Origin of the sequence: Candidatus Methylopumilus universalis (assembly GCF_006365315.1) — a bacterium.
Taxonomy (GTDB): Bacteria; Pseudomonadota; Gammaproteobacteria; order Burkholderiales; family Methylophilaceae; genus Methylopumilus; species Methylopumilus universalis.
Map to the genome: position 1 here is coordinate 825407 of NZ_CP040968.1, position 22434 is coordinate 847840.

At 41.2% G+C, this 22434-nt stretch carries 13 protein-coding genes, 4 tRNA genes and 3 rRNA genes; 6 read left to right on the forward strand and 14 right to left on the reverse strand.

The window, feature by feature from the left end:
• Positions 1-6: 6 nt before the first annotated feature.
• Entirely contained in the window at positions 7-828 is an 822-nt protein-coding gene (locus FIT79_RS04350) for a class I SAM-dependent methyltransferase (protein WP_139875757.1), read from the reverse strand.
• A gap of 74 nt (positions 829-902) precedes the next feature.
• Between FIT79_RS04350 and ylqF the strand changes: the two genes are divergently transcribed.
• Positions 903-1805 (forward strand): ribosome biogenesis GTPase YlqF, encoded by a 903-nt coding sequence (gene ylqF, locus FIT79_RS04355; protein ID WP_139875759.1) that lies wholly within the window; start codon positions 903-905, stop codon positions 1803-1805.
• Positions 1806-2090: 285 nt separating this feature from the next.
• Here ylqF and FIT79_RS04360 read toward each other — a convergent pair whose 3' ends face one another.
• Entirely contained in the window at positions 2091-2570 is a 480-nt protein-coding gene (locus tag FIT79_RS04360) for a ribonuclease H-like YkuK family protein (RefSeq protein WP_139871737.1), read from the reverse strand.
• Between the two features lie 62 nt (positions 2571-2632).
• The gene (locus tag FIT79_RS04365; RefSeq protein WP_139875761.1) at positions 2633-2833 is read right to left on the reverse strand and encodes a hypothetical protein; all 201 of its coding nucleotides are present in this window, start codon (positions 2831-2833) and stop codon (positions 2633-2635) included.
• 271 nt (positions 2834-3104) lie between these two features.
• Here FIT79_RS04365 and FIT79_RS04370 point away from each other — a divergent pair, with 271 nt between their 5' ends.
• The gene (locus FIT79_RS04370; protein WP_139875762.1) at positions 3105-3488 is read left to right on the forward strand and encodes a surface-adhesin E family protein; all 384 of its coding nucleotides are present in this window, start codon (positions 3105-3107) and stop codon (positions 3486-3488) included.
• A gap of 72 nt (positions 3489-3560) precedes the next feature.
• On the opposite strand, the gene FIT79_RS04375 is transcribed toward FIT79_RS04370, so the two are convergent.
• Positions 3561-3636 (reverse strand) — tRNA-Arg (locus FIT79_RS04375).
• A gap of 12 nt (positions 3637-3648) precedes the next feature.
• Positions 3649-5103, reverse strand: a complete 1455-nt coding sequence (locus FIT79_RS04380) for a M17 family metallopeptidase (protein ID WP_139875764.1) — start codon at positions 5101-5103, stop codon at positions 3649-3651.
• 248 nt (positions 5104-5351) lie between these two features.
• Between FIT79_RS04380 and aceE the strand changes: the two genes are divergently transcribed.
• From aceE to lpdA, 3 genes are read left to right on the forward strand one after another with little or no spacing between them, the layout of a single operon-like run.
• Complete coding sequence (gene aceE / locus FIT79_RS04385) at positions 5352-8006, forward strand: pyruvate dehydrogenase (acetyl-transferring), homodimeric type (RefSeq protein ID WP_139875765.1); 2655 nt, start codon at positions 5352-5354, stop codon at positions 8004-8006.
• A 2-nt stretch (positions 8007-8008) separates the two neighbouring features.
• On the forward strand, positions 8009-9328 hold the full coding sequence (gene aceF / locus FIT79_RS04390; RefSeq protein ID WP_139875767.1) for a dihydrolipoyllysine-residue acetyltransferase: 1320 nt from the start codon (positions 8009-8011) through the stop codon (positions 9326-9328).
• 6 nt (positions 9329-9334) lie between these two features.
• A complete protein-coding gene (gene lpdA, locus FIT79_RS04395; RefSeq protein ID WP_139875768.1) occupies positions 9335-11116 on the forward strand; it encodes a dihydrolipoyl dehydrogenase in 1782 nt (593 codons plus the stop codon).
• 9 nt (positions 11117-11125) lie between these two features.
• Here lpdA and FIT79_RS04400 read toward each other — a convergent pair whose 3' ends face one another.
• Together FIT79_RS04400 and FIT79_RS04405 are read right to left on the reverse strand one after the other, a co-directional pair.
• Positions 11126-11866 (reverse strand): type III pantothenate kinase, encoded by a 741-nt coding sequence (locus tag FIT79_RS04400; protein WP_139875769.1) that lies wholly within the window; start codon positions 11864-11866, stop codon positions 11126-11128.
• Between the two features lie 2 nt (positions 11867-11868).
• Positions 11869-12861 carry a biotin--[acetyl-CoA-carboxylase] ligase gene (locus FIT79_RS04405; RefSeq protein ID WP_139875770.1) on the reverse strand — a complete coding sequence of 331 codons (993 nt, stop codon included), beginning with the start codon at positions 12859-12861 and terminating at the stop codon, positions 11869-11871.
• Positions 12862-12979: 118 nt separating this feature from the next.
• On the opposite strand from FIT79_RS04405, the gene FIT79_RS04410 reads away from it, so the two are divergent.
• Positions 12980-14749 carry a glutamine--tRNA ligase/YqeY domain fusion protein gene (locus tag FIT79_RS04410; protein ID WP_139875771.1) on the forward strand — a complete coding sequence of 590 codons (1770 nt, stop codon included), beginning with the start codon at positions 12980-12982 and terminating at the stop codon, positions 14747-14749.
• A gap of 73 nt (positions 14750-14822) precedes the next feature.
• On the opposite strand, the gene rrf is transcribed toward FIT79_RS04410, so the two are convergent.
• The 7 genes from rrf to htpG form a co-directional block, all read right to left on the reverse strand.
• A 5S ribosomal RNA gene (rrf, locus tag FIT79_RS04415) occupies positions 14823-14936 on the reverse strand.
• A gap of 140 nt (positions 14937-15076) precedes the next feature.
• Positions 15077-17957 (reverse strand): 23S ribosomal RNA (locus FIT79_RS04420).
• A 316-nt stretch (positions 17958-18273) separates the two neighbouring features.
• Positions 18274-18349: transfer RNA gene (locus FIT79_RS04425), tRNA-Ala, on the reverse strand.
• Between the two features lie 25 nt (positions 18350-18374).
• Positions 18375-18451: transfer RNA gene (locus FIT79_RS04430), tRNA-Ile, on the reverse strand.
• A gap of 84 nt (positions 18452-18535) precedes the next feature.
• A 16S ribosomal RNA gene (locus FIT79_RS04435) occupies positions 18536-20077 on the reverse strand.
• Together the 16S, 23S and 5S rRNA genes with 3 tRNA genes alongside form the textbook arrangement of a ribosomal RNA operon.
• 265 nt (positions 20078-20342) lie before the next feature.
• A tRNA-Met gene (locus tag FIT79_RS04440) sits at positions 20343-20419 on the reverse strand.
• 86 nt (positions 20420-20505) lie between these two features.
• Positions 20506-22395, reverse strand: a complete 1890-nt coding sequence (htpG, locus tag FIT79_RS04445; RefSeq protein WP_139875772.1) for a molecular chaperone HtpG — start codon at positions 22393-22395, stop codon at positions 20506-20508.
• Positions 22396-22434 lie beyond the last annotated feature (39 nt).

The window sequence follows — 22434 nt, forward strand, 5'->3', positions numbered from 1 at the left end:
CTTTTTTTAAATGATAGGTAAAAATCTAGATTTTAAAGACTCTAGATGACATGTTTTTAAAATTTCTTCTAATCGATCTAATGCAATTTTTTTAGGATGATGAATATTCTCAGCCATGATCAGTTCATTTTTCATGGAGTGTTCCCAGCCTACCAACTCAGTGACTGTGACCTTGTAACCCATACCTTCTAGCAGTAAGCATCTTAATACATTCGTGAGATGACTTCCAAATTCTCTTGTATGCATGGGATGTCGCCATAATTCAGATAATGTATATTTTAATTGATCTGATTTCTCAGATCGTAAAGTTTTTGATACCTCTGCCTGACAACAAGGGATGAGCACAATATATTGCGCCTCCTTTTTAAGTCCAAAAAGAATGGCATCATCTGTGGCTGAATCACATGCATGAAGTGCTGTCACCATATCTACTTTTTTTGGAAGGCTCGAATCATCCAGTGAATTTTTTATATTGGATGCAAAGAAATGCATGCGATCAAATTTTAAAGTGTCAGCCAACGCTTTAGCTTTCTCAATAAGCTCTGGTCGGTGTTCAATCGCAAAGAGTGCCCCACCTTTATCTTTTAAAAAAAGATCGTACAAGATAAAGCCTAAGTAAGACTTTCCGGCACCATGGTCTACCAAGGTAAGTTGAGGATTCGTGGCTAACGCTTTTTCAAGATAAGGTTCGATCAACTGATAGAGATGATAAACCTGCTTGAGTTTCCGCCTTGAATCTTGATTCATCCGGCCATCCCGGGTAAGGATATGGAGCGCCTTTAAAAGCTCGATGGATTGCTGGGGTTTAATGTCTTTTAGATCTTCCATAACTTGATCAGTTTAACGTATACGTGTTCACTTATGACAGAGTAAAATGATGCTCTATAAATGAAAAATCAATTATGAGCATTCAGTGGTTTCCAGGACACATGGTCGCAGCGCAAAAAAAAGCTGCTGAAACCATGGAATTTACAGATGTAGTCATCGAAGTACTAGATGCGAGGATTCCGGGTGCGTCACAGAATCCAATGATTAAGGAGCTTGGTGCTGCTCGCCAACGAGCACATCTTAAGATACTTAATAAGTCCGACTTAGCAGACCCGAATGTGACTGAACAATGGATTCATTACTTCAACAAAATACCCCAAACAAAAGCCGTTGCCATCTCATGCAAAAAAGTGAATGAGCCAAAAAAAATACTAGCGCATTGTCAAACATTAGCGCCCCATCGAGGCGACACTCTCAAGCCACTTCGTATGATGATTATGGGTGTGCCTAACGTTGGTAAATCAACACTTATGAATGCCATTCTGAATCGTCGAATTGCCAAAGTTGGTGATGAGCCCGCTATCACCAAACAACAGCAACGACATCAAATTAACGACCACATGATACTCATCGACACACCTGGCATGATGTGGCCAAAAATCCGCTATCCCTCAGATGGCGATTTATTAGCGGCAAATAACAATATAGGAAAGAACGCTTATTTCGAGGAAGAGATAGCGGATAAATTAGGTGGCATTCTTTTAGAACAATATCCAACACTACTCAAGTCACGTTATAAATTAGAAAATTTAAGTACGGATGGAATTGCACTCTTAGAATCGATTGCAAAGAAAAAAGGATTTCCGCTTAAAAACCATGGTATCGATTTGGAAAGAGCGGCCATTACTTTATTGAATGATTATCGACAGGGTTTATTAGGTCGTATTAGTCTAGAAACGCCTGAATCTAGAATGCTTATGATAAGTCGCCAAAGAACGCCAGGAGAAGATAATCCTTCTCAAGATAAAGAAATATAATATTTAGAAGTGCTAAAAAACTATGTTTAGATCTCTATCTTTTGACATTATCTTTTTTATATAACTTCCATAGAGCTTTAATGCCTTTAATGATAAAAAAAATGATAAGGCCTGCGTTGATAATGTAAAAAATAAAAATAGAAATATCAAGCAAATTAATCTTTGAAATCCATTCCAAAAAATCTACTATGATTTGCATAAAAAGTTGTGCCTATATTAATTTATGTATTTAAATTTATACAGCCTACTGAAATAAATAAGCCCTTTACGTTTAAGAAAATTTTACTAACCGACCTTTCGGTCTTCAAGGGTTTTAAATTTTCCTGCAGCATAAGACGCTGCAAATGCATTTGGTTTGACCATTGGAATCACATTACATGTACCGCGAATGTAGCCGATAGCCTCATGAATAACACAATTAGAACCAAACATTTCATCTGGATTGATATCGAGATGAACTTCGACAGCTCTGTCTTCTAATATGTCGGCTAATTTAAGGTATAAGTCAGATACTTTATATACTTCGTTCATTAATCTATAGCGAGGTTTGTTCTTTTTTTGATCATAGTCCCTCTCGCGTGCTACTTCGCCAAAAATTTTGCATCCGTTATTACCATTAATATGAACGACTATTGCCATAACATAATCTGCATACCAATCTTTTCCAATTCTAATTCTTTCAGAATCACAACCAATATAAATTTTTGACTCTAAAGTTTGTGCTTCAATAAAATCTCGAACTTCTTCTAAATTTATTTTTTTCATTATTTATTTAATAGTATTTAACAAATTAGTTTCTTCATAATGGTTATACGTAGGAATTCTTTTTAACGTCTACGCTTCTTCCAAGTATAGTCTGACCCATCGGGACACTTCCCTTCAAGCACAAAATCAACACCAAATAACCCAATGATTTCAATACCATGACCTTTAATAGTCACTAGCTCATTCATTTCCTTGGCTGACTTCATAGCATCATCTAAAGTCATAACTTCGATTATTTTTGTTTTACTCTTAACTTTATACATTCTGATTAAATAGTCTCAGACTTAATAAAAAATATCTAAAAAATCTTTTACTAGATAAATCCTCATTTAATTTATAAGCCTGACTTATTGACTATATTTTGCTCTATTTAACACACTGAGTATAGCTATTACCCTATGAGATATTTCATTCTTGATCCTGGTTCAAAAAATTTATGTTTGGCACAAATCAAGAATCAGAAAAGTTATTGTTATAGTATCTAATCTAGTGATATTAGGAATTAGTGTTTAGCAGTTCTAAAATAGGATCGAAATGAAAAAACTAAATTTGTTTTTTGCTCTAATCTTTATAAGTTCCTCTGTTTATGCCGAGCGGATAAAAATTTGGGAGTCTGATACGAGTGAACATTTTATTAAATCAGATACAGTGAAATACAAAGGTAAATTGGTAACATTTTGGTTATTAACAAATAATTATTCGCCAGATGAATCAGGTCATTTATCTTATAAACAAAAAATTGAAATTGATTGTAGTTATGATCAATTAAGAATGCTTGCACAAATAGGTTATCAACAAGCTATGGGATCAGGGACATCAACCCGCTTCCGCAAAACTTATGAAGAATGGGCCGAAATTACTCCCGAGAGCCTTGGTGGTGAACTTTATAAGTATCTTTGCACAAAAAAAATAAAATGAAGTTAATTGCGATCAAATTGCGATATTTCAATTAAAACGTTACAAATTTTGACCTCTTAACGTTCTGAAGAGTGGCGCCCTCGACACGAATCGAACGTGTGACCCTCCCCTTAGGAGGGGGATGCTCTATCCACTGAGCTACGAGGGCAAAATTTAAAAGTTACTTTTGTAAAACTTTTTTCAAAACCTGAATACCAAAACCTACACCAAAGCCATTCACTTGACTTAACGCCGCACCAAGACCGCCTTTTCGATTGCTTGATGAGAGGTCGGTATGTAACCAAGGCACATTGTTTTCAATAAAACGATTTAAGAAGCGCGCGGCATGAATATGATCCGCACCGCCTTCAAGTGTGCACTGCTTAATGTCTGCAATACCACTTTCAAGATCTTCTTCGTAATCTTCATCAAACGGGAATGCTGCGATGCGCTCTCCTGATTCACTTCCAGCCCCCACTGCTAAACAAGATAACTCAGGTCGATTAGATATCACACCACTATAACGATCGCCTAATGCTGTCGCCATGCTGCCTGTGAGAGTTGCAAAATCCATCATCATGTCAGGCTTCAAACGAGAGGCCAAGGTTAAGGTGTCAGCCAAGACCATGCGACCTTCCGCATCGGTATGAATGATTTCGATGGAAGTACCATTAAGAGACTTCACCACATCATTTTGTTTATAAGCTTTAGGTCCAATATGATTTTGCGCAATGGCTAACCAGCAATCAATTTGAACTGGAAGTTTTAAGACAGTAGCTGCCAATAAAATACCAAGGGATACTGCAGAGCCATTCATATCCTCATGCATGCCATGCATATAACGTGCTGGCTTTAAATTATGTCCGCCTGTGTCAAAACAAATACCTTTACCAATGACTGCAATTTTTTTCTTAGATTGCTTAGGCTTATAGGTTAAATGAACGATCGCTGCATCTTGTGGTTCAGAACCTTGGCCTACTGCCACAAAGGAACCTGCGCCCATCTTTTTTAGTTTCGACATATCAAACTCTTCAATCTTCCAGCCATTTAACTTCGCGAGCGACTTAATTTTTGTGCGATAGATGGAGGGGGTAAGGTCGTTAGGTGGCAACATCGTCAATTCACGTGTCAACGTATTACCAGTCACTATAGCCATTTCATCTTTAAATTTATCTTCAACTTCGATACCAAATAACTCAATAGATTTGATGTTTTTTTTAATGCTTTCTTTTTTTCGAGTGGGTAATTTTTGACTATTCATAAGCGCTACATAGATAGCAGCACGTGCATTAATTTCTTTGGAATGCTCGTCGCCAAATACACCAATAACAAGCGTTTCGGGGTTTTCTACAATTAAGGGCTGGAGTGCTTTTCGAATTAAAGTATGACGCTGAAAGGTGTTATTTTTTTTGTCCAAAACAACAAAACTCAACAAGCGACCATCCTGGACCTCAATAGTGACAGGCTCCTTGGTGAGGCTCGACATTTTTTTATGGGTACGTTTCAGTTTTCGATCAAGCTCTTTTATAAAAGGAAATGTCTTTGATGTCGCATCACTTAAAACACAAAGAAAATGAGCCCCTTTGATGTTTTTTTCTGTCGCCACACTTCTTTTTTGTACAATTTGAATTGTCATAAGCCTTAACCCTTAAATATATGTCCTATAAAAAAATATCAATAAAATCAATAGAATATTGCTTTTTCTCACACTTTTAACTTACTTTTTTACTTGACCCAAACGCTTAAAAACGCCAAACTTGAAGCTATATGAGTTCATTCAATGCGTTATCGCTCACAAAATTGGAATACCCTTTAGGCGCTAGGTAAACACAGTCCTTATTATACCGTTAGCGTCCTCATAAAATTCTGGAGTTATATTAAAACATGGCATCTATACCTGACATCGACAATCAAGAAACGCAAGAGTGGCTTGACGCCCTCAATGCCGTCATTGAAACAGAAGGTGTAGAGCGCGCTCATTTCTTAATTGAATCCATGATCGATCAAGCACGAAGATCAGGGGCTAATTTACCTTACAAAGCGACCACCGCTTACGTCAATACAATACCTACGCACTTGCAACAGCGTCATCCAGGTAACCCCGATATGGAGCGTCGCATCCGCGCACTCATCAGATGGAATGCCATCATGACGGTATTACGTGCAAATGAAAAATCACCAGGTGTAGGAGGCCATATCGCAAGTTTCCAATCAGCGGCGACTTTATATGATGTCGGCTTCAACCATTTCTTTAGGGCGGCGAATGATAAATTCCAAGGAGATCTTGTGTACTTCCAAGGCCACTCATCCCCTGGTGTTTATGCAAGAGCGTTTCTAGAAGGCCGTATCAGTGAAGACCAATTAACTAACTTCCGTATGGAAACGGGCGGCAAGGGATTATCAAGCTACCCTCACCCATGGCTTATGCCTGACTTCTGGCAGTTCCCAACTGTATCGATGGGGCTAGGTCCTATCATGGGTATTTACCAAGCACGATTCTTAAAATATTTACATGATCGCGGTATTGCAGATACTTCAGATCGTAAAGTCTGGGTCTTCTGTGGTGATGGAGAAATGGATGAGCCTGAGTCGCTCGGCGCTATTTCATTGGCGTCTCGAGAAAAGCTCGATAACCTTATTTTTGTGGTCAACTGTAACTTACAGCGTCTTGATGGTCCTGTGCGTGGCAACGGCAAAATTATTCAAGAACTCGAATCAGATTTTAGAGGCTCCGGTTGGAATGTGATTAAAGTGATTTGGGGCTCTTACTGGGATCCATTAATCGCGATGGATAAAACAGGATTACTCAAAAAACGCATGGAAGAATGTGTGGACGGTGAATACCAAAACTTTAAAGCTAAAGGTGGTGCTTACACACGTGAACACTTCTTTGGTAAATATCCAGAACTAAAAGAGATGGTAGCTGCCATGTCAGATCAAGATATCTGGCGCTTAAATCGTGGCGGACATGACCCTCATAAAGTGTTCGCTGCATACGCTGCAGCCACTTCACATAAAGGCCAACCTTCAGTCGTCTTAGCTAAAACCGTTAAAGGTTACGGCATGGGAGATGCAGGTGAAGGTCAAAATATTACCCATCAACAAAAGAGCATGGATATCGATTCTTTAAAAGCTTTCCGTGATCGTTTTGATTTGCAAATTACTAATGAAGAAGTTGAGAAGTTATCTTTCCATAAACCTGCGCCTGATTCTCCTGAAATTAAATACATGATGGAAAGACGTGAAGCGCTTGGTGGATTTGTACCCCAACGTAAACGTAAAGGTAACCCACTCAAAACACCACCACTCTCTACTTTTGAAAATATGTTAACCGCTACTGGTGAGAGAGAAATATCAACAACGATGGCGTTCGTGAGAATTCTATCCACCCTTGTACGTGATAAAGAGCTCGGTAAATATATTGTACCTATTGTGCCTGATGAGGCGCGCACATTTGGTATGGAAGGCATGTTTAGACAGCTTGGTATTTATTCGTCCGTCGGTCAATTGTACGAACCTCAAGATTCAGATCAAGTCATGTTCTATAAAGAACAAACAGATGGTCAAATTCTAGAAGAAGGTATCAATGAAGCAGGCTCATTCTCTTCCTGGGTAGCAGCTGCGACTTCATATACCGTTAACGGTATTCAAATGATTCCGTTTTATATTTTCTATTCCATGTTTGGTTTCCAACGTATTGGGGACCTTGCTTGGGCGGCTGGTGACTCACGTGCACGTGGATTCTTGTTAGGTGCTACCGCAGGTCGAACCACATTGAATGGTGAAGGTTTGCAACATGAAGATGGTCATAGCCAATTGATGGCGGCCATGATTCCTAATTGCGTATCATACGACCCTACTTTTGCATACGAACTTGCAGTGATTATGCAAGACGGTTTAAAACGCATGATTGAAAATCAGGAAGATGTTTTCTACTACATCACAGTCATGAATGAAAACTATAGCCACCCTGAAATGCCAAAAGGAAGTGAAGCAGACATTATTAAGGGTATGTATTCGTTCTCCAATTCAAAAATCAAAGGTGAAAAAGTTCAGCTCATGGGCAGTGGTGTGATTTTACGTGAAGTGATTGAAGCGCAAAAAATATTAGAAAGTGATTATCGTGTGTCAGCCGATGTATGGAGTGTGACGAGTTTTAATGAGCTTCGTAAGGATGCATTAGAAGCGGATCGTTGGAATCGCATGAATCCTGATAAACCACAAAAAGAATCCCACGTCGTAAAACTGCTTAAAAAAGCAGAAGGTCCCATCATTGCATCGACCGACTATATGAAATCATTTGCAGAGCAAATCGCTGTCTTCTTGCCTCATAAATTTGTAGCTCTCGGTACTGATGGTTTTGGACGCTCTGACTCAAGAGAAAAATTACGTCACTTCTTTGAAGTCGATCGTCATTATGTCGTGGTGGCAACACTCAAGGCTTTAAGTGATGAAGGTAAGATTAAATCATCAGTGGTCACTGACGCGATTAAGAAATTTAAGCTTGATCCTAACAAACCTAATCCGGTGACGCAGTAATTATGGCTATTGAAAAAATACTTGTTCCCGACATTGGAAACTTTGATAGTGTCGATGTGATTGAAATCATCGCGAAGATAGGCGATGCCATCAAAAAAGATGATCCACTCATTACGCTAGAAACAGATAAAGCTTCGATGGATATTCCAGCGCCTCATGCAGGCACTGTGAAAGAGATTTTTTTAAAAGTGGGTGATAAGATTAAACAAGGCTCACCTATATTGATGCTTGATATTGTGGAGTCTGATAAAAAATCGGAAGTGAAAGAAAGTCCGAAAGAAACTAAAAAAGAAGAAGCGATAAAAACTTCTATGCCTGAACCTTCACGTCCAGCACCAGAGCCTCCACAAAAAATTAAGCCACAGCAAACGCCAGCGCCTATTGGCGATAGTGTGGTTGTGGCGCCCAATAAAAAATCGCACGCGAGCCCTTCGGTCAGAAAATTTGCGCGTGAACTTGGTGTTAATTTGGCCTTCGTGCAAGGATCAGGTCCTAAAAATCGTATTCTTGAATCTGACATACAAAGTTATGTGAAAGGTGAATTAGCGAGACCTCGCACAGACAATATGGGTAACGCACCGACTGTGATTCCCATGCCTGTGATTGACTTTAGTCAATATGGAGACATTGAAACCAAACCACTTTCAAAAATTAAAAAATTGTCAGGGGCTAATCTTCATCGCAATTGGGTCACCGCACCTCACGTCACTCAATTTGATGAAGCAGATATCACCGACCTCGAAGCTTTTAGAAAATCAATGCAAGTCGATGCTGAAAAAAAAGGTGTCAAACTCACTCTTCTTGCCTTCCTTATGAAGGCTTGTGTCAATGCACTTAAGACTTATCCTAACTTTAACGCCTCTCTCTCAGCGGATGGCGATCAACTTATTTTAAAAAGTTATTACAACATCGGTTTCGCATGCGACACACCCGATGGTTTGGTGGTACCTGTCGTGCGTGATGTTCACCAAAAAGATGTGCTCGCCATCGCTAAAGATTTAGGTGAGCTTTCCGCCAAAGCGCGCGAGCGCAAACTTAAGATGGAAGAGATGCAAGGTGGTTGCTTTACGATTTCAAGTTTAGGCGGTATTGGTGGCACAAAATTTACACCGATTATTAATTGTCCTGAAGTGGCCATACTTGGAATCTCGAGGTCCTCTATGGAGCCTATATACGACCCTAAAACGAAAGCATTTGAAGCAAGGCTTATCTTGCCACTCTCTCTATCATACGATCACCGCGTCATTGATGGTGCAGATGGTGCGCGTTTTACCAGCCACTTACGCATGATGCTATCTGACGTGCGTCGATTGCTTCTTTAATACTATATGGCAAATACTTTTCAAATCACGGTACCTGATATCGGCAACTTCGATAGTGTTGAAGTCATCGAAGTGATTGTCAAAATTGGTGACATGATTAAGAAAGAAGATTCACTCATTACGGTTGAATCTGATAAAGCATCTATGGATATTCCTTCCACACACGAAGGCAAAGTGACAAAGATTGATTTAAAAGTAGGTGATAAAGTCAAACAAGGATCCAATATTCTTGTCATTGAATTAAGTGAGTCTAACGACAAGCCGCAAAAGGCTGAAACTAAAACAGAAGTTAAGGTTGAAGCAAAGCCGGAAGTAAAAAAAGAAATCCCTTCGGAAGTGTCTTCACAAACCAGCACTAAAAAATCAAATATGACATCGACACATGAAACTGAACTTGTTGTTTTGGGTTCAGGCCCAGGCGGTTACACAGCTGCATTCCGCGCTGCAGATTTAGGTAAGAAAGTAGTGCTTATCGAAAGATATGGGACCTTAGGTGGTGTATGCCTTAACGTGGGCTGTATTCCATCGAAAGCACTTTTACATACAGCTAAAGTCATCACAGATGCTGAAGAAACAGCAGAGCATGGTGTAACTTTTGGTGACCCTAAAATTGATTTAGAAAAAATTCGCCATTGGAAAGCAAACGATGTGGTCGGTAAATTAACGCAAGGCTTAAGTGCTATGGCCAAACAAAGACAAGTCACTGTGATACAAGGTGTCGGTGAATTTACTTCCCCCCATCAAATTAAAGTGACAAAAGCAGATGGGAGTTCTGAAACGATAGGTTTCGAGCATTGTATTGTGGCTGCAGGATCGCAAGCGACAAAATTTCCTGGTGTTAAAGATGATCCACGTATTATGGATTCCACAGGTGCGCTAGAACTGAAAGACATACCTAAGCGTTTACTCATTGTAGGTGGTGGCATTATTGGACTTGAGATGGGAACTGTATACGATGCATTAGGCAGCCGTGTGAGCGTTGTTGAATTATCAGATGGACTCATTCAAGGATGTGATCGAGACTTAGTACGTCCATTACAAAAACGTATGGAACAGCGTTTTGAAAAAATTATGCTCAATACTAAAGTTAATACGATTGAACCTAAAGCAGATGGTATTCATGTGGCTTTTGAATTTGAAGGTAAATCAGAATCGCAAATTTATGATCGCGTTTTAATTGCCATTGGTCGTCGTCCTAATGGCAAAGTTATTAAAGCTGAGTTAGCTGGAGTCAACGTCACGGATCAAGGATTTATTCCGGTAGATAAACAAATGCGCACAAACGTGTCACATATCTTTGCCATTGGAGATATTGTAGGCCAACCCATGCTGGCACATAAGGCAACCCATGAGGGTAAGGTCGCAGCGGAAGTCATTGCAGGACATAAAGTTGAGTTCCAAGCGATCGCGATTCCATCTGTTGCCTATACCGATCCTGAAGTTGCTTGGGCAGGTATGACTGAAACAGAAGCTAAATTACATAATATTGAAATAGAAAAAGCAAGCTTCCCATGGGCAGTGAGTGGTCGAGCGTTAGCTAACAATCGATCAGAAGGTACGACTAAACTTATTTTTGATAAAGAAACACATCGACTTATTGGTGCGGGTATCACAGGCGTTAACGCAGGAGAGCTCATTGCTGAAACAGTATTGGCGATTGAGATGGGTGCTGATGCACATGATCTTGGCTTAAGTATTCATCCACACCCTACACTGTCTGAAACAGTTTGTTTTGCAGCGGAAGTTAAAGAAGGTACGATCACAGACCTCTATCTTAAAAAACGATAAAGTCGTTTTTTAATGACTCGCGAAAATAAAAAGACCTTCAAGCACTAAATCTTTTTTGATTGAGACGTATTTTTTTAAACTTTTATACATATGCTGATCTATCAACTCAGCATCACCACCGCTTAAAATAATCGCGACATCTTCAGATTCTGAACACGCTATATCAAATAAAGATTTGATATTACCTAGCACACTCACTACAAATCCTGACTCAATCGCATTGGCTGTATTGATGGGTGGCATTTGGACAACACCCTCGAAACTTTTTAAATTAGCAGTATTATTTGCTAAAGCATTTTTTGTAAGATGCAGTCCTGGCAAAATCACACCGCCTTCGAATGTATATTGATTATTTTTTTGATCAAAGCTCACATAGTCTATCGTCACAGCAGTTCCCAGTGAGACAATGACTCCAGACTTCTTGATATGATGGGATACACTTAATGCAGACAACCATCTGTCAGCGCCTAGTTTTGTAGGTTCTTTATATCCATTTAAAAGATACTTATACTTTTTTTGTGGCTTAATAAATTCAACAGGGCACGAAAATTTTTTAAGTTTGATTTTTAAAATGGCTTCTTTTTCAAATCCTGCCACATTTGAAATAAGTATTTTTTTAATTGCAACATCGAATTCAAAATGATCTTGGTCTATATCTTCTGTTAAAAAAGAATCGTGTTTATAAATGCGATCCTTATCACGGAGCATCCATTTTGTTCTGGTATTGCCTATATCTATAAGTAGAAACATATTTATACTTTTCTTAATGTAATTTCACCTGATGAGAATGTTTCGATGCCAGCTGATGGCGTTTCAATGATAAGCGCTCCATCATCGGTCACCCCTTGCGCGAGACCTGTGACTCCTCTTCCGTCACCTAAAGATAATGTCACTGTCTGATGCTGATAGACATGATAGAACATCCACTCTTCTTTTAATGAGCTAAATTTAGATGTATTAAATTGACCCAATACATCTGCCAAATCTTTTAAGATCTGTCCAAGCAGTTCATTAGGATCGATCACTTCTAACCCCACACTTACAAGATCGATCGCTGGCTGATCAATATGGCTCATACTTTTTTTAGAAAGTTTTAAATTAATGCCAATACCAATGACAGCGCTACTCTGCCCTTCCATATCACCTTGTAGTTCAATGAGAATACCCGCTAATTTTTTATATTGAGACCCATCTTGAATTAATACATCGTTAGGCCATTTAAGCTGCGCCCCCATCACACCGAATCGATGTAAGCTTCGTATTAGAGCAATGCCAACCGCTAAACTTAATCCTGAAAGAGTTGCGGCTCCACCATTAAATCGCCATAGAAGTGAAAAAGTTAAACTTTCACCTAGAGCAGATTGCCAACTTCTACCGCGACGGCCGCGACCTTTCGTTTGAATATGCGTTACTGCTACAGAGGCATGGGGATGATCTAAAGAGGCCCTTTCCATGAGGTAACTATTGGTGGACTCCATCACGTCAAAAATTTCCATGTTAAACCAGTGATGAATTTCGCCCATGACGTTTTGGATAGAAGATTTTTTTAAAAGCGTAATGGGTTGAATTAGTTTATAACCTCGACCACGGACAGAGTAAATCTCCACACCAAACTCTTCTGCTTTTTTAATGGCATTCCAGATCGAGACGCGAGAAATATCGAAAGTTTTAGCGATGGATTCTCCCGAATGAAATTTACCATCGGAGAGCACATCTAAGACTTTAAAAACGAGGCTATGCTGCATAAAACTCGTATGACATTAAAAACTTGATCTTATCATATGAGTCTATGTTTTAGCTTTAAGATCAATGGATTGGGGGGAATTAAGCCATCATTTCAGTGTAGAATATTGCCTATATATTATGTCAGACATCAAAACTACATCTCAAGTACCTTCTAATTTTATTCGTGGCGTGATCGAACGCGACTTAACTAATAAAAGTTATGACGGCAAAACCTGGGCAGGCTCTCCAGGAGATGCTGCTCATCATGCAAAAGCACCTATTGATACCGCAAAAATTCGCACCCGCTTCCCTCCTGAGCCAAATGGTTATCTTCATATAGGACATGCAAAGAGTATTTTTTTAAACTTTGGACTAGCTAAGGATTACGACGGCATTTGTCATTTGCGTTTTGATGACACTAATCCTGAAAAAGAAAATCAGGAATATGTAGATAGCATTAAAAACAATGTGTCGTGGTTAGGCTTTACATGGGAACAAAATAAAACTTCTCATCTTTATTTTGCGAGTCACTATTTCAACTTTATGTATCACGCAGCTGAATCTCTTATTCAATCCGGTCACGCTTATGTTGATAAACAAACACCTGATGAAATTCGAATCAATCGTGGATCTCTCACTGAACCCGGTAAAAATTCTCCATGGCGTGATAAATCAACAGAAGAACATCTTGCATGGTTCCGCGAAATGCGTGATGGCAAACATCCCGATGGATCTATGGTATTAAGAGCTAAGATTGATATGACATCGCCTAATATTAATTTGCGCGATCCTGCAATCTATCGAATTAAACGCGCGCATCATCACAATACAGGAGATACATGGTGTATTTATCCTATGTATACTTTTGCGCACCCCATTGAAGATGCTCTAGAAAAAATTACACACTCAATTTGTACTTTAGAGTTTGAAGATCAACGTCCGTTTTATGATTGGATTTTAGATCGACTTATAGATAATGGTTTGTTATCTAAACCCCAACCTCGCCAGTATGAATTCGCAAGGTTAAATTTAACTTACGCAGTCCTCTCAAAAAGAAAACTCATTGAGTTGGTTGAAAATAAACATGTCACGGGATGGGATGATCCAAGGCTACCAACTTTAGAAGGTGCGCGTCGCCGCGGCTTCACACCTGAAGGCTTTAAACTTTTTACGGATCGCATTGGTGTATCTAAAGCGGATTCTTGGATTGATTATGCAACACTCGAAGAGTCAATGCGAGAAGTCTTAAATCTATCATGTGAAAGACGCATCGCAGTTTTAGATCCCATAGAACTTGAAATTACAAACTATCCAGATAATACAGATGAAGATTGTTTTGCACCGAATCATCCACTTAAACCTGAGCTTGGTAAACGTGTCGTTAAATTATCTAAGTCTCTCTGGATTGAACGCGAAGATTTTATGGAAGAACCTTCCAAACAATTCTTTAGATTGTATCCAGGCAATATGGTGAGATTAAGATACGGCTATGTTGTGAAATGCACATCCTTTGAAAAAGATGCAAACGGTAAAGTTATAAAAGTAATATGTGAATATTTACCTGATACAAAATCAGGCACACCTGGAAGTGACAGTATAAAAGTTAAAGGCAACATTCATTGGGTATCTAAAGCTCACAGCTATCGAGGTGCGATTCGCTTATATGACAAACTCTTCAGCACAGAACATCCTGGCAGTCATGACTCAAATTATTTAGAACAGCTTAATCCAAATTCGTGTATGACGATTGAAGCAGAATTAGAAAAAAGTTTAGAGACTATAAAGCCTGGTGAACAATTTCAATTTGAACGTCACGGTTATTTCGTTGCAGATATAAAAGATTCAAAAACAAATCATCCTATCTTTAATCGAACTGCAACACTTAAAGACACGTCACAAAAAATATAATTTCATTGTAAAAGTTACAGACAATAAAAAACCCTAAACTCAAATCTGAGGTTAGGGTTTTTTAATATAAGAAGCTTGGCAGTGACCTACTTTCGCATGCAAAAAGCATACTATCATTGGCGATAAGTCGTTTCACTGTCCTGTTCGGGATGGGAAGGAGTGGTTCCAACTCTCTATGTCCGCCAAGCAAACTGGTTGAGATAATGATCAAAGATCAATGTCTCGAATTCGGACAAAATTTGAAGAAGTAAAGTTATTGTGTTTCTTGATTACAATGTCAGCTTTAAAAAAATCATATACCTTAAAAAGAACAAGTCTTAAGGTTATAGGATCAAGCCTCACGAGCAATTAGTATCAGTTAGCTTAACGTATTACTACGCTTCCACACCTGACCTATCAACGTCCTGGTCTTGAACGACTCTTTAGTGTGCTTAAAGCACAGGGAAGTATCATCTCGAGGCGAGTTTCGCGCTTAGATGCTTTCAGCGCTTATCTCTTCCAGATTTAGCTACCCGGCTATGCCATTGGCATGACAACCGGTCCACCAGAGATCTGTCCACTCCGGTCCTCTCGTACTAGGAGCAGCCCCCCTCAAACTTCCAACGCCCACGGCAGATAGGGACCAAACTGTCTCACGACGTTTTAAACCCAGCTCACGTACCACTTTAAATGGCGAACAGCCATACCCTTGGGACCGGCTACAGCCCCAGGATGTGATGAGCCGACATCGAGGTGCCAAACTCCCCCGTCGATATGAACTCTTGGGAGGAATCAGCCTGTTATCCCCAGAGTACCTTTTATCCGTTGAGCGATGGCCCTTCCATACAGAACCACCGGATCACTATGACCTGCTTTCGCACCTGCTCGACCTGTCCGTCTCGCAGTCAAGCAACCTTATGCCATTGCACTATCAGTACGATTTCCGACCGTACCTAGGTTACCTTCGCACTCCTCCGTTACTCTTTGGGAGGAGACCGCCCCAGTCAAACTGCCCACCATACACGGTCCCCAACCCCGTTTCGGGGTCTAGGTTAGAACCTCAACAACATCAGGGTGGTATTTCAAGGTTGGCTCCACATGATCTAGCGACCACGCTTCAATGCCTCCCACCTATCCTACACAGATCTTGTCAAAGTCCAATGTAAAGCTACAGTAAAGGTTCATGGGGTCTTTCCGTCTAGCCGCGGGTAGATTGCATCTTCACAAACATTTCAACTTCGCTGAGTCCCAAGAGGAGACAGTGTGGCCATCGTTACGCCATTCGTGCGGGTCGGAACTTACCCGACAAGGAATTTCGCTACCTTAGGACCGTTATAGTTACGGCCGCCGTTTACCGGGGCTTCAATCAAGAGCTTGCACCCCATCATTTAACCTTCCGGCACCGGGCAGGCGTCACACCGTATACGTCCACTTTCGTGTTTGCACAGTGCTGTGTTTTTATTAAACAGTCGCAGCCACCTTTTCACTGCAACCCCATCGGCCTTCGCAAGTAAATTGCTACAACCTACCGGGGCGCACCTTCTCCCGAAGTTACGGTGCTAGTTTGCCGAGTTCCTTCTCCTGGGTTCTCTCAAGCGCCTTAGAATTCTCATCCTGCCCACCTGTGTCGGTTTGCGGTACGGTCTCAACTTAACTGAAGCTTAGTGGCTTTTCTTGGAAGCATGGTATCAGTCACTTCATGAGCAAGCTCACTCGTTATCACGCCTTGACATTGACTCTCCGGATTTGCCTAAAGAATCTGTCTACACGCTTGAACCGGGACATCCAACACCCGGCTGACTTAACCTTCTCCGTCCCCACATCGCATTAAATTGAGGTACAGGAATATTAACCTGTTTCCCATCGACTACGCATTTCTGCCTCGCCTTAGGGGCCGACTCACCCTGCACCGATGAACGTTGTGCAGGAAACCTTGGGCTTTCGGCGAGGGTGCTTTTCACACCCTTTATCGCTACTCATGTCAGCATTCGCACTTCTGATACCTCCAGCATCCTTCACAAGACACCTTCGCAGGCTTACAGAACGCTCTCCTACCGTGCATATAAATATGCACCCGAAGCTTCGGTTACGTGCTTAGCCCCGTTACATCTTCCGCGCAGGACGACTCGACTAGTGAGCTATTACGCTTTCTTTAAAGGATGGCTGCTTCTAAGCCAACCTCCTAGCTGTCTATGCCTTCCCACTTCGTTTTCCACTTAGCACGTCATTTGGGACCTTAGCTGTCGGTCTGGGTTGTTTCCCTCTTGTCCACGGACGTTAGCACCCATGGACTGTCTCCCGTAATTGCATTTCTCAGTATTCGGAGTTTGCAATAGTTTGGTAAGGTCTTATGACCCCCCTAGCTATAACAGTGCTCTACCCCCGAGAATGATATACGAGGTACTACCTAAATAGTTTTCGGAGAGAACCAGCTATCTCCAAGTTTGTTTAGCCTTTCACCCCTATCCACAGCTCATCCCCAAATTTTTCAACATTTGTGGGTTCGGACCTCCAGTACGTGTTACCGCACCTTCATCCTGGCCATGAATAGATCACTTGGTTTCGGGTCTACACCCAGCAACTGAATCGCCCTATTAGGACTCGCTTTCGCTGCGCCTCCCCTATCGGTTAAGCTTGCTACTGAATGTAAGTCGCTGACCCATTATACAAAAGGTACGCAGTCACCCTTGCGGGCTCCCACTGTTTGTATGCATACGGTTTCAGGATCTATTTCACTCCCCTTCCGGGGTTCTTTTTACCTTTCCCTCACGGTACTAGTTCACTATCGGTCGATTACGAGTATTTAGCCTTGGAGGATGGTCCCCCCATGTTCAGACAGGATTTCACGTGTCCCGCCCTACTTGTCGTTACCCTAGTTCCACACACGGGTTTTCGTATAAGGGGCTATCACCCTCTATGGCCGGACTTTCCATTCCGTTCTACTAACACGTGTGCTAAAAATAACAGGCTGCTCCGATTTCGCTCGCCACTACTATCGGAATCTCGGTTGATTTCTTTTCCTCGAGTTACTTAGATGTTTCAGTTCACTCGGTTCGCCTCTTGTCTCCTATGTATTCAGAGACAGATACCCTTGCGGGTGGGTTTCCCCATTCGGACACTTCCGGATCAAAGCTTGTTTGCCAGCTCCCCGAAAATTTTCGTAGACTACCACGTCCTTCATCGCCTGTAATCGCCAAGGCATCCGCCATATGCACTTATTCACTTGACCCTATAACATTAAAACCTGAGCCCTTTTAAACTCAAATTTTGGTGACGCATGAGACGTCTTGTTATAAGTTTTTCTAAAGCAACTTAAGACCCATATTTACATCCTTATAAAAAGCTACATATATAAGGTATAAACAAAGTCATATGTTGTTTCTGATTTTGCAATCAATTACCCATTTGAATTTATCTGCTCATCACAAGTCAGATAAATTCACTTTACTTCTTCCATTTTGTTAAAGAACATACCTAGCAATAAAGCTAAGCGTTAAAGATTGTGAATCACAACCCTTAAGGCTTGTCTTTAGTTATCAAAGAATTGGTGGAGGATGACGGGATCGAACCGACGACCCCCTGCTTGCAAAGCAGGTGCTCTCCCAGCTGAGCTAATCCCCCATGTTTCGGAAAAAAAGATTAAATCTGGTGGGTCTGGTTGGGCTCGAACCAACGACCCCCGCCTTATCAAGACGGTGCTCTAACCAGCTGAGCTACAGACCCCTTAAATAAAACGGGCCAATGATTCTTTGATAATGCCTAACAACTGATAAGTGTGAATGCTTGATAGTTCAAGACGTTCTCTAGAAAGGAGGTGATCCAGCCGCACCTTCCGATACGGCTACCTTGTTACGACTTCACCCCAGTCATGAATCCTACCGTGGTAATCGTCTTCCTTGCGGTTAGACTAACTACTTCTGGTAAAACCCACTCCCATGGTGTGACGGGCGGTGTGTACAAGGCCCGGGAACGTATTCACCGCGACATGCTGATCCGCGATTACTAGCGATTCCGACTTCATGCAGTCGAGTTGCAGACTACAATCCGGACTACGATCGGCTTTCTGGGATTGGCTCCCCCTCGCGGGTTGGCAACCCTCTGTACCGACCATTGTATTACGTGTGAAGCCCTGGCCATAAGGGCCATGAGGACTTGACGTCATCCCCACCTTCCTCCGGTTTGTCACCGGCAGTCCCATTAAAGTGCCCAACTAAATGATGGCAATTAATGGCAAGGGTTGCGCTCGTTGCGGGACTTAACCCAACATCTCACGACACGAGCTGACGACAGCCATGCAGCACCTGTGTTACCGTTCTCTTTCGAGCACTTGAACATCTCTGCTCAATTCGGTACATGTCAAGGCCAGGTAAGGTTTTTCGCGTTGCATCGAATTAATCCACATAATCCACCGCTTGTGCGGGCCCCCGTCAATTCCTTTGAGTTTTAATCTTGCGACCGTACTCCCCAGGCGGTCAACTTCACGCGTTAGCTACGTTACTCATAGATTTTACTCTACCAACAACTAGTTGACATCGTTTAGGGCGTGGACTACCAGGGTATCTAATCCTGTTTGCTCCCCACGCTTTCGTGCATGAGCGTCAGTGTTATCCCAGGGGGCTGCCTTCGCCATTGGTATTCCTCCACATCTCTACGCATTTCACTGCTACACGTGGAATTCTACCCCCCTCTGACACACTCTAGCCTTGCAGTTTCGAACGCAGTTCCCAGGTTGAGCCCGGGGATTTCACATCCGACTTACAAAACCGCCTGCGCACGCTTTACGCCCAGTAATTCCGATTAACGCTCGCACCCTACGTATTACCGCGGCTGCTGGCACGTAGTTAGCCGGTGCTTCTTATCAAGGTACCGTCAACCTCATGATTTATTCGATCATAAGTTTTCTTCCCTTGCGAAAGAGCTTTACAACCCGAAGGCCTTCTTCACTCACGCGGAATGGCTGGATCAGGGTTGCCCCCATTGTCCAAAATTCCCCACTGCTGCCTCCCGTAGGAGTCTGGACCGTGTCTCAGTTCCAGTGTGGCTGGTCGTTCTCTCAAACCAGCTACTGATCGTCGCCTTGGTGAGCCTTTACCTCACCAACAAGCTAATCAGATATCGGCCGCTCCATTAACGCAAGGTCTTACGATCCCCTGCTTTCCCCCGTAGGGCGTATGCGGTATTAGCGAATCTTTCGACTCGTTATCCCCCATTATTGGACACGTTCCGATATATTACTCACCCGTTCGCCACTCGCCACCAGAGAGCAAGCTCTCCGTGCTGCCGTTCGACTTGCATGTGTAAAGCATTCCGCCAGCGTTCAATCTGAGCCAGGATCAAACTCTTCAGTTTAATCCAAAACTATTACTTGATCCTTATCTTGCGACAAGGATCGGTATATTGCATTTGCTTTATTAAATCTCAAATTCATTGAAAAGGTTATTAGCTCATAAATGAACTAAATGTCTTGTCATAAATTTAAAAAGTGTAAAGCACTTATATTTTGAGATCCTTATGACGAACAAAGTTTGACCTTTGTAAGTCATAAGGATTTGTCATGAACTATAAGCACTCACACTTATCAGTTGTCTATTTGTTAAAGAACGGTATTTGATCTTGGTTGCGGGGACAGGATTTGAACCTGTGACCTTCGGGTTATGAGCCCGACGAGCTGCCAGACTGCTCCACCCCGCGATCGATCTGCATACATGACGCAGAGAGGTGAGACTATAGCACTTATTTTGAAGGGCTGTCAAACATTAATAGCCCCAAACTATAGGCTATTCGACTAAAAATTGATTAATTTTCTTGACAAAAGCAACCGGGTCTTTGAGCTGGCCGCCTTCAGAAATCAACGCCTGATCAAAAATCACTTCAGCGAAATCGTTGAAACGTGCTGAATCATTAGTGCTTTCGAGCTTTTGAATAAGCTTATGCGAAGGATTAATTTCTAAAATCGGTTTTGTGTCCGGTGTTTTTTGACCTGCCGCTTTGAGTAGCCGCTCTAGATTGCCTGATAAATCATGCTCTCCAGCCACCAAGCATGCCGGTGAATCCGTTAAGCGATGTGTGACTTTTACTTCTTTAACTTTATCACCCAATGCTTTTTGAATTTTTTCCACGAGTGATTTTGCATCTTTCTCGATTTTCTTTTTCTCTTCTTTTTCTTTTTCGTCTTCTAACTTTCCTAAGTCAAGATCACCCTTGGCAATGGATTGTAATTTCTTACTTTCAAATTCGTTGAAAGTCGAAAGTAGCCATTCATCCACGCGATCGCTCAGTAATAAAACTTCAATACCCTTCTTCTTAAAAATTTCTAAGTGTGGGCTATGCTTCGCTGCCTCATAGGAGTCCGCTGTGATGAAGTAGATAGCTTCTTGTCCATCTTTCATGCGAGACACATAATCTTTTAAAGACACTACCTGTGCATCTGTTTCTTCGTGTGTTGAATTGAAGCGAAATAGTTTTGCAATTTTTTCTCTATTTGCAAAATCTTCGCTGTGACCCTCTTTCATCACAACACCAAATTCTTTCCAGAATTTTTTATAGTCATCTGGTTTTTTTTCACTCATATCTTCTAAGAGATCAAGCACTTTTTTTGTAGAGCCCGCACGTATGGCTTCCACTTCTTTACTGTCTTGTAAGATTTCTCGTGAGACATTAAGAGGAAGATCAGCACTATCAATCACCCCCTTAATAAAGCGTAAATAATTAGGCATGAGTTTTTCTGACGCTTCCATGATGAAGATACGCTTAACATAGAGCTTCACACTATGATGACGTTCACGATCAAATAAATCGAAAGGGGCCTTAGCTGGTATATAAAGGAGTGAGATATATTCTTGCTTACCTTCAATACGATTGTGTGAATAAGTAAGAGGTGGCTCTTGATCATAAGAAAGATTTTTATAAAATTCTTGATACTCTTCTTCTTTAATATCATTTTTATTTCGAGCCCATAATGCTGATGCCGCATTAACTGTTTCATCTTCATTCGTCGGGACTTCTTCGCCATCTTTCCATTCGGATTTTTTCATAACAATTGGAAGCGTGATGTGGTCTGAATACTTTTTGATAATGCTCTTGAGTGTCCAGTCACTTAAGAATTCATCTTCATCTTTTTTAAGATGCAAAATGATGTCAGTGCCGCGAGTTTCTTTTTCAACTTCACTAATCGTATATTCGCCCTCACCTTTAGATTCCCATTGGATAGCTTCTTTGCTTCCAGCTCGTCTCGTGATCACAGTCACAAGATCGGCAATGATGAATGAAGAATAAAAGCCTACGCCAAACTGGCCAATTAAATTAGCGTCTTTGGCTTCGTCTCCCGTTAAGTTGTTTAAGAATTCTTTGGTACCTGATCTTGCAATTGTGCCGATATTACTAATCACTTCTTCACGATTCATCCCAATACCATTATCTGAAATGGTTAATGTGCGTGCCTTTTTATCAAAACTTAATCTAATTTTTAATTCAGAATCTTTTTCATAAAGACTAGCGTCTTTAAGCGCTTCGAAGCGTAATTTATCTGCAGCATCACTTGCATTTGAAATGAGTTCGCGAATCACGATCTCTTTATTACTATATAAAGAGTGAATCATGAGATGAAGGAGTTGCTTAACCTCTGCTTGGAAGACTAATTTTTCAGATGCATTTTCTTTTGTTGCCATGTTCAATTACCTTTTAAAAAAATAATATTGGGATTCACT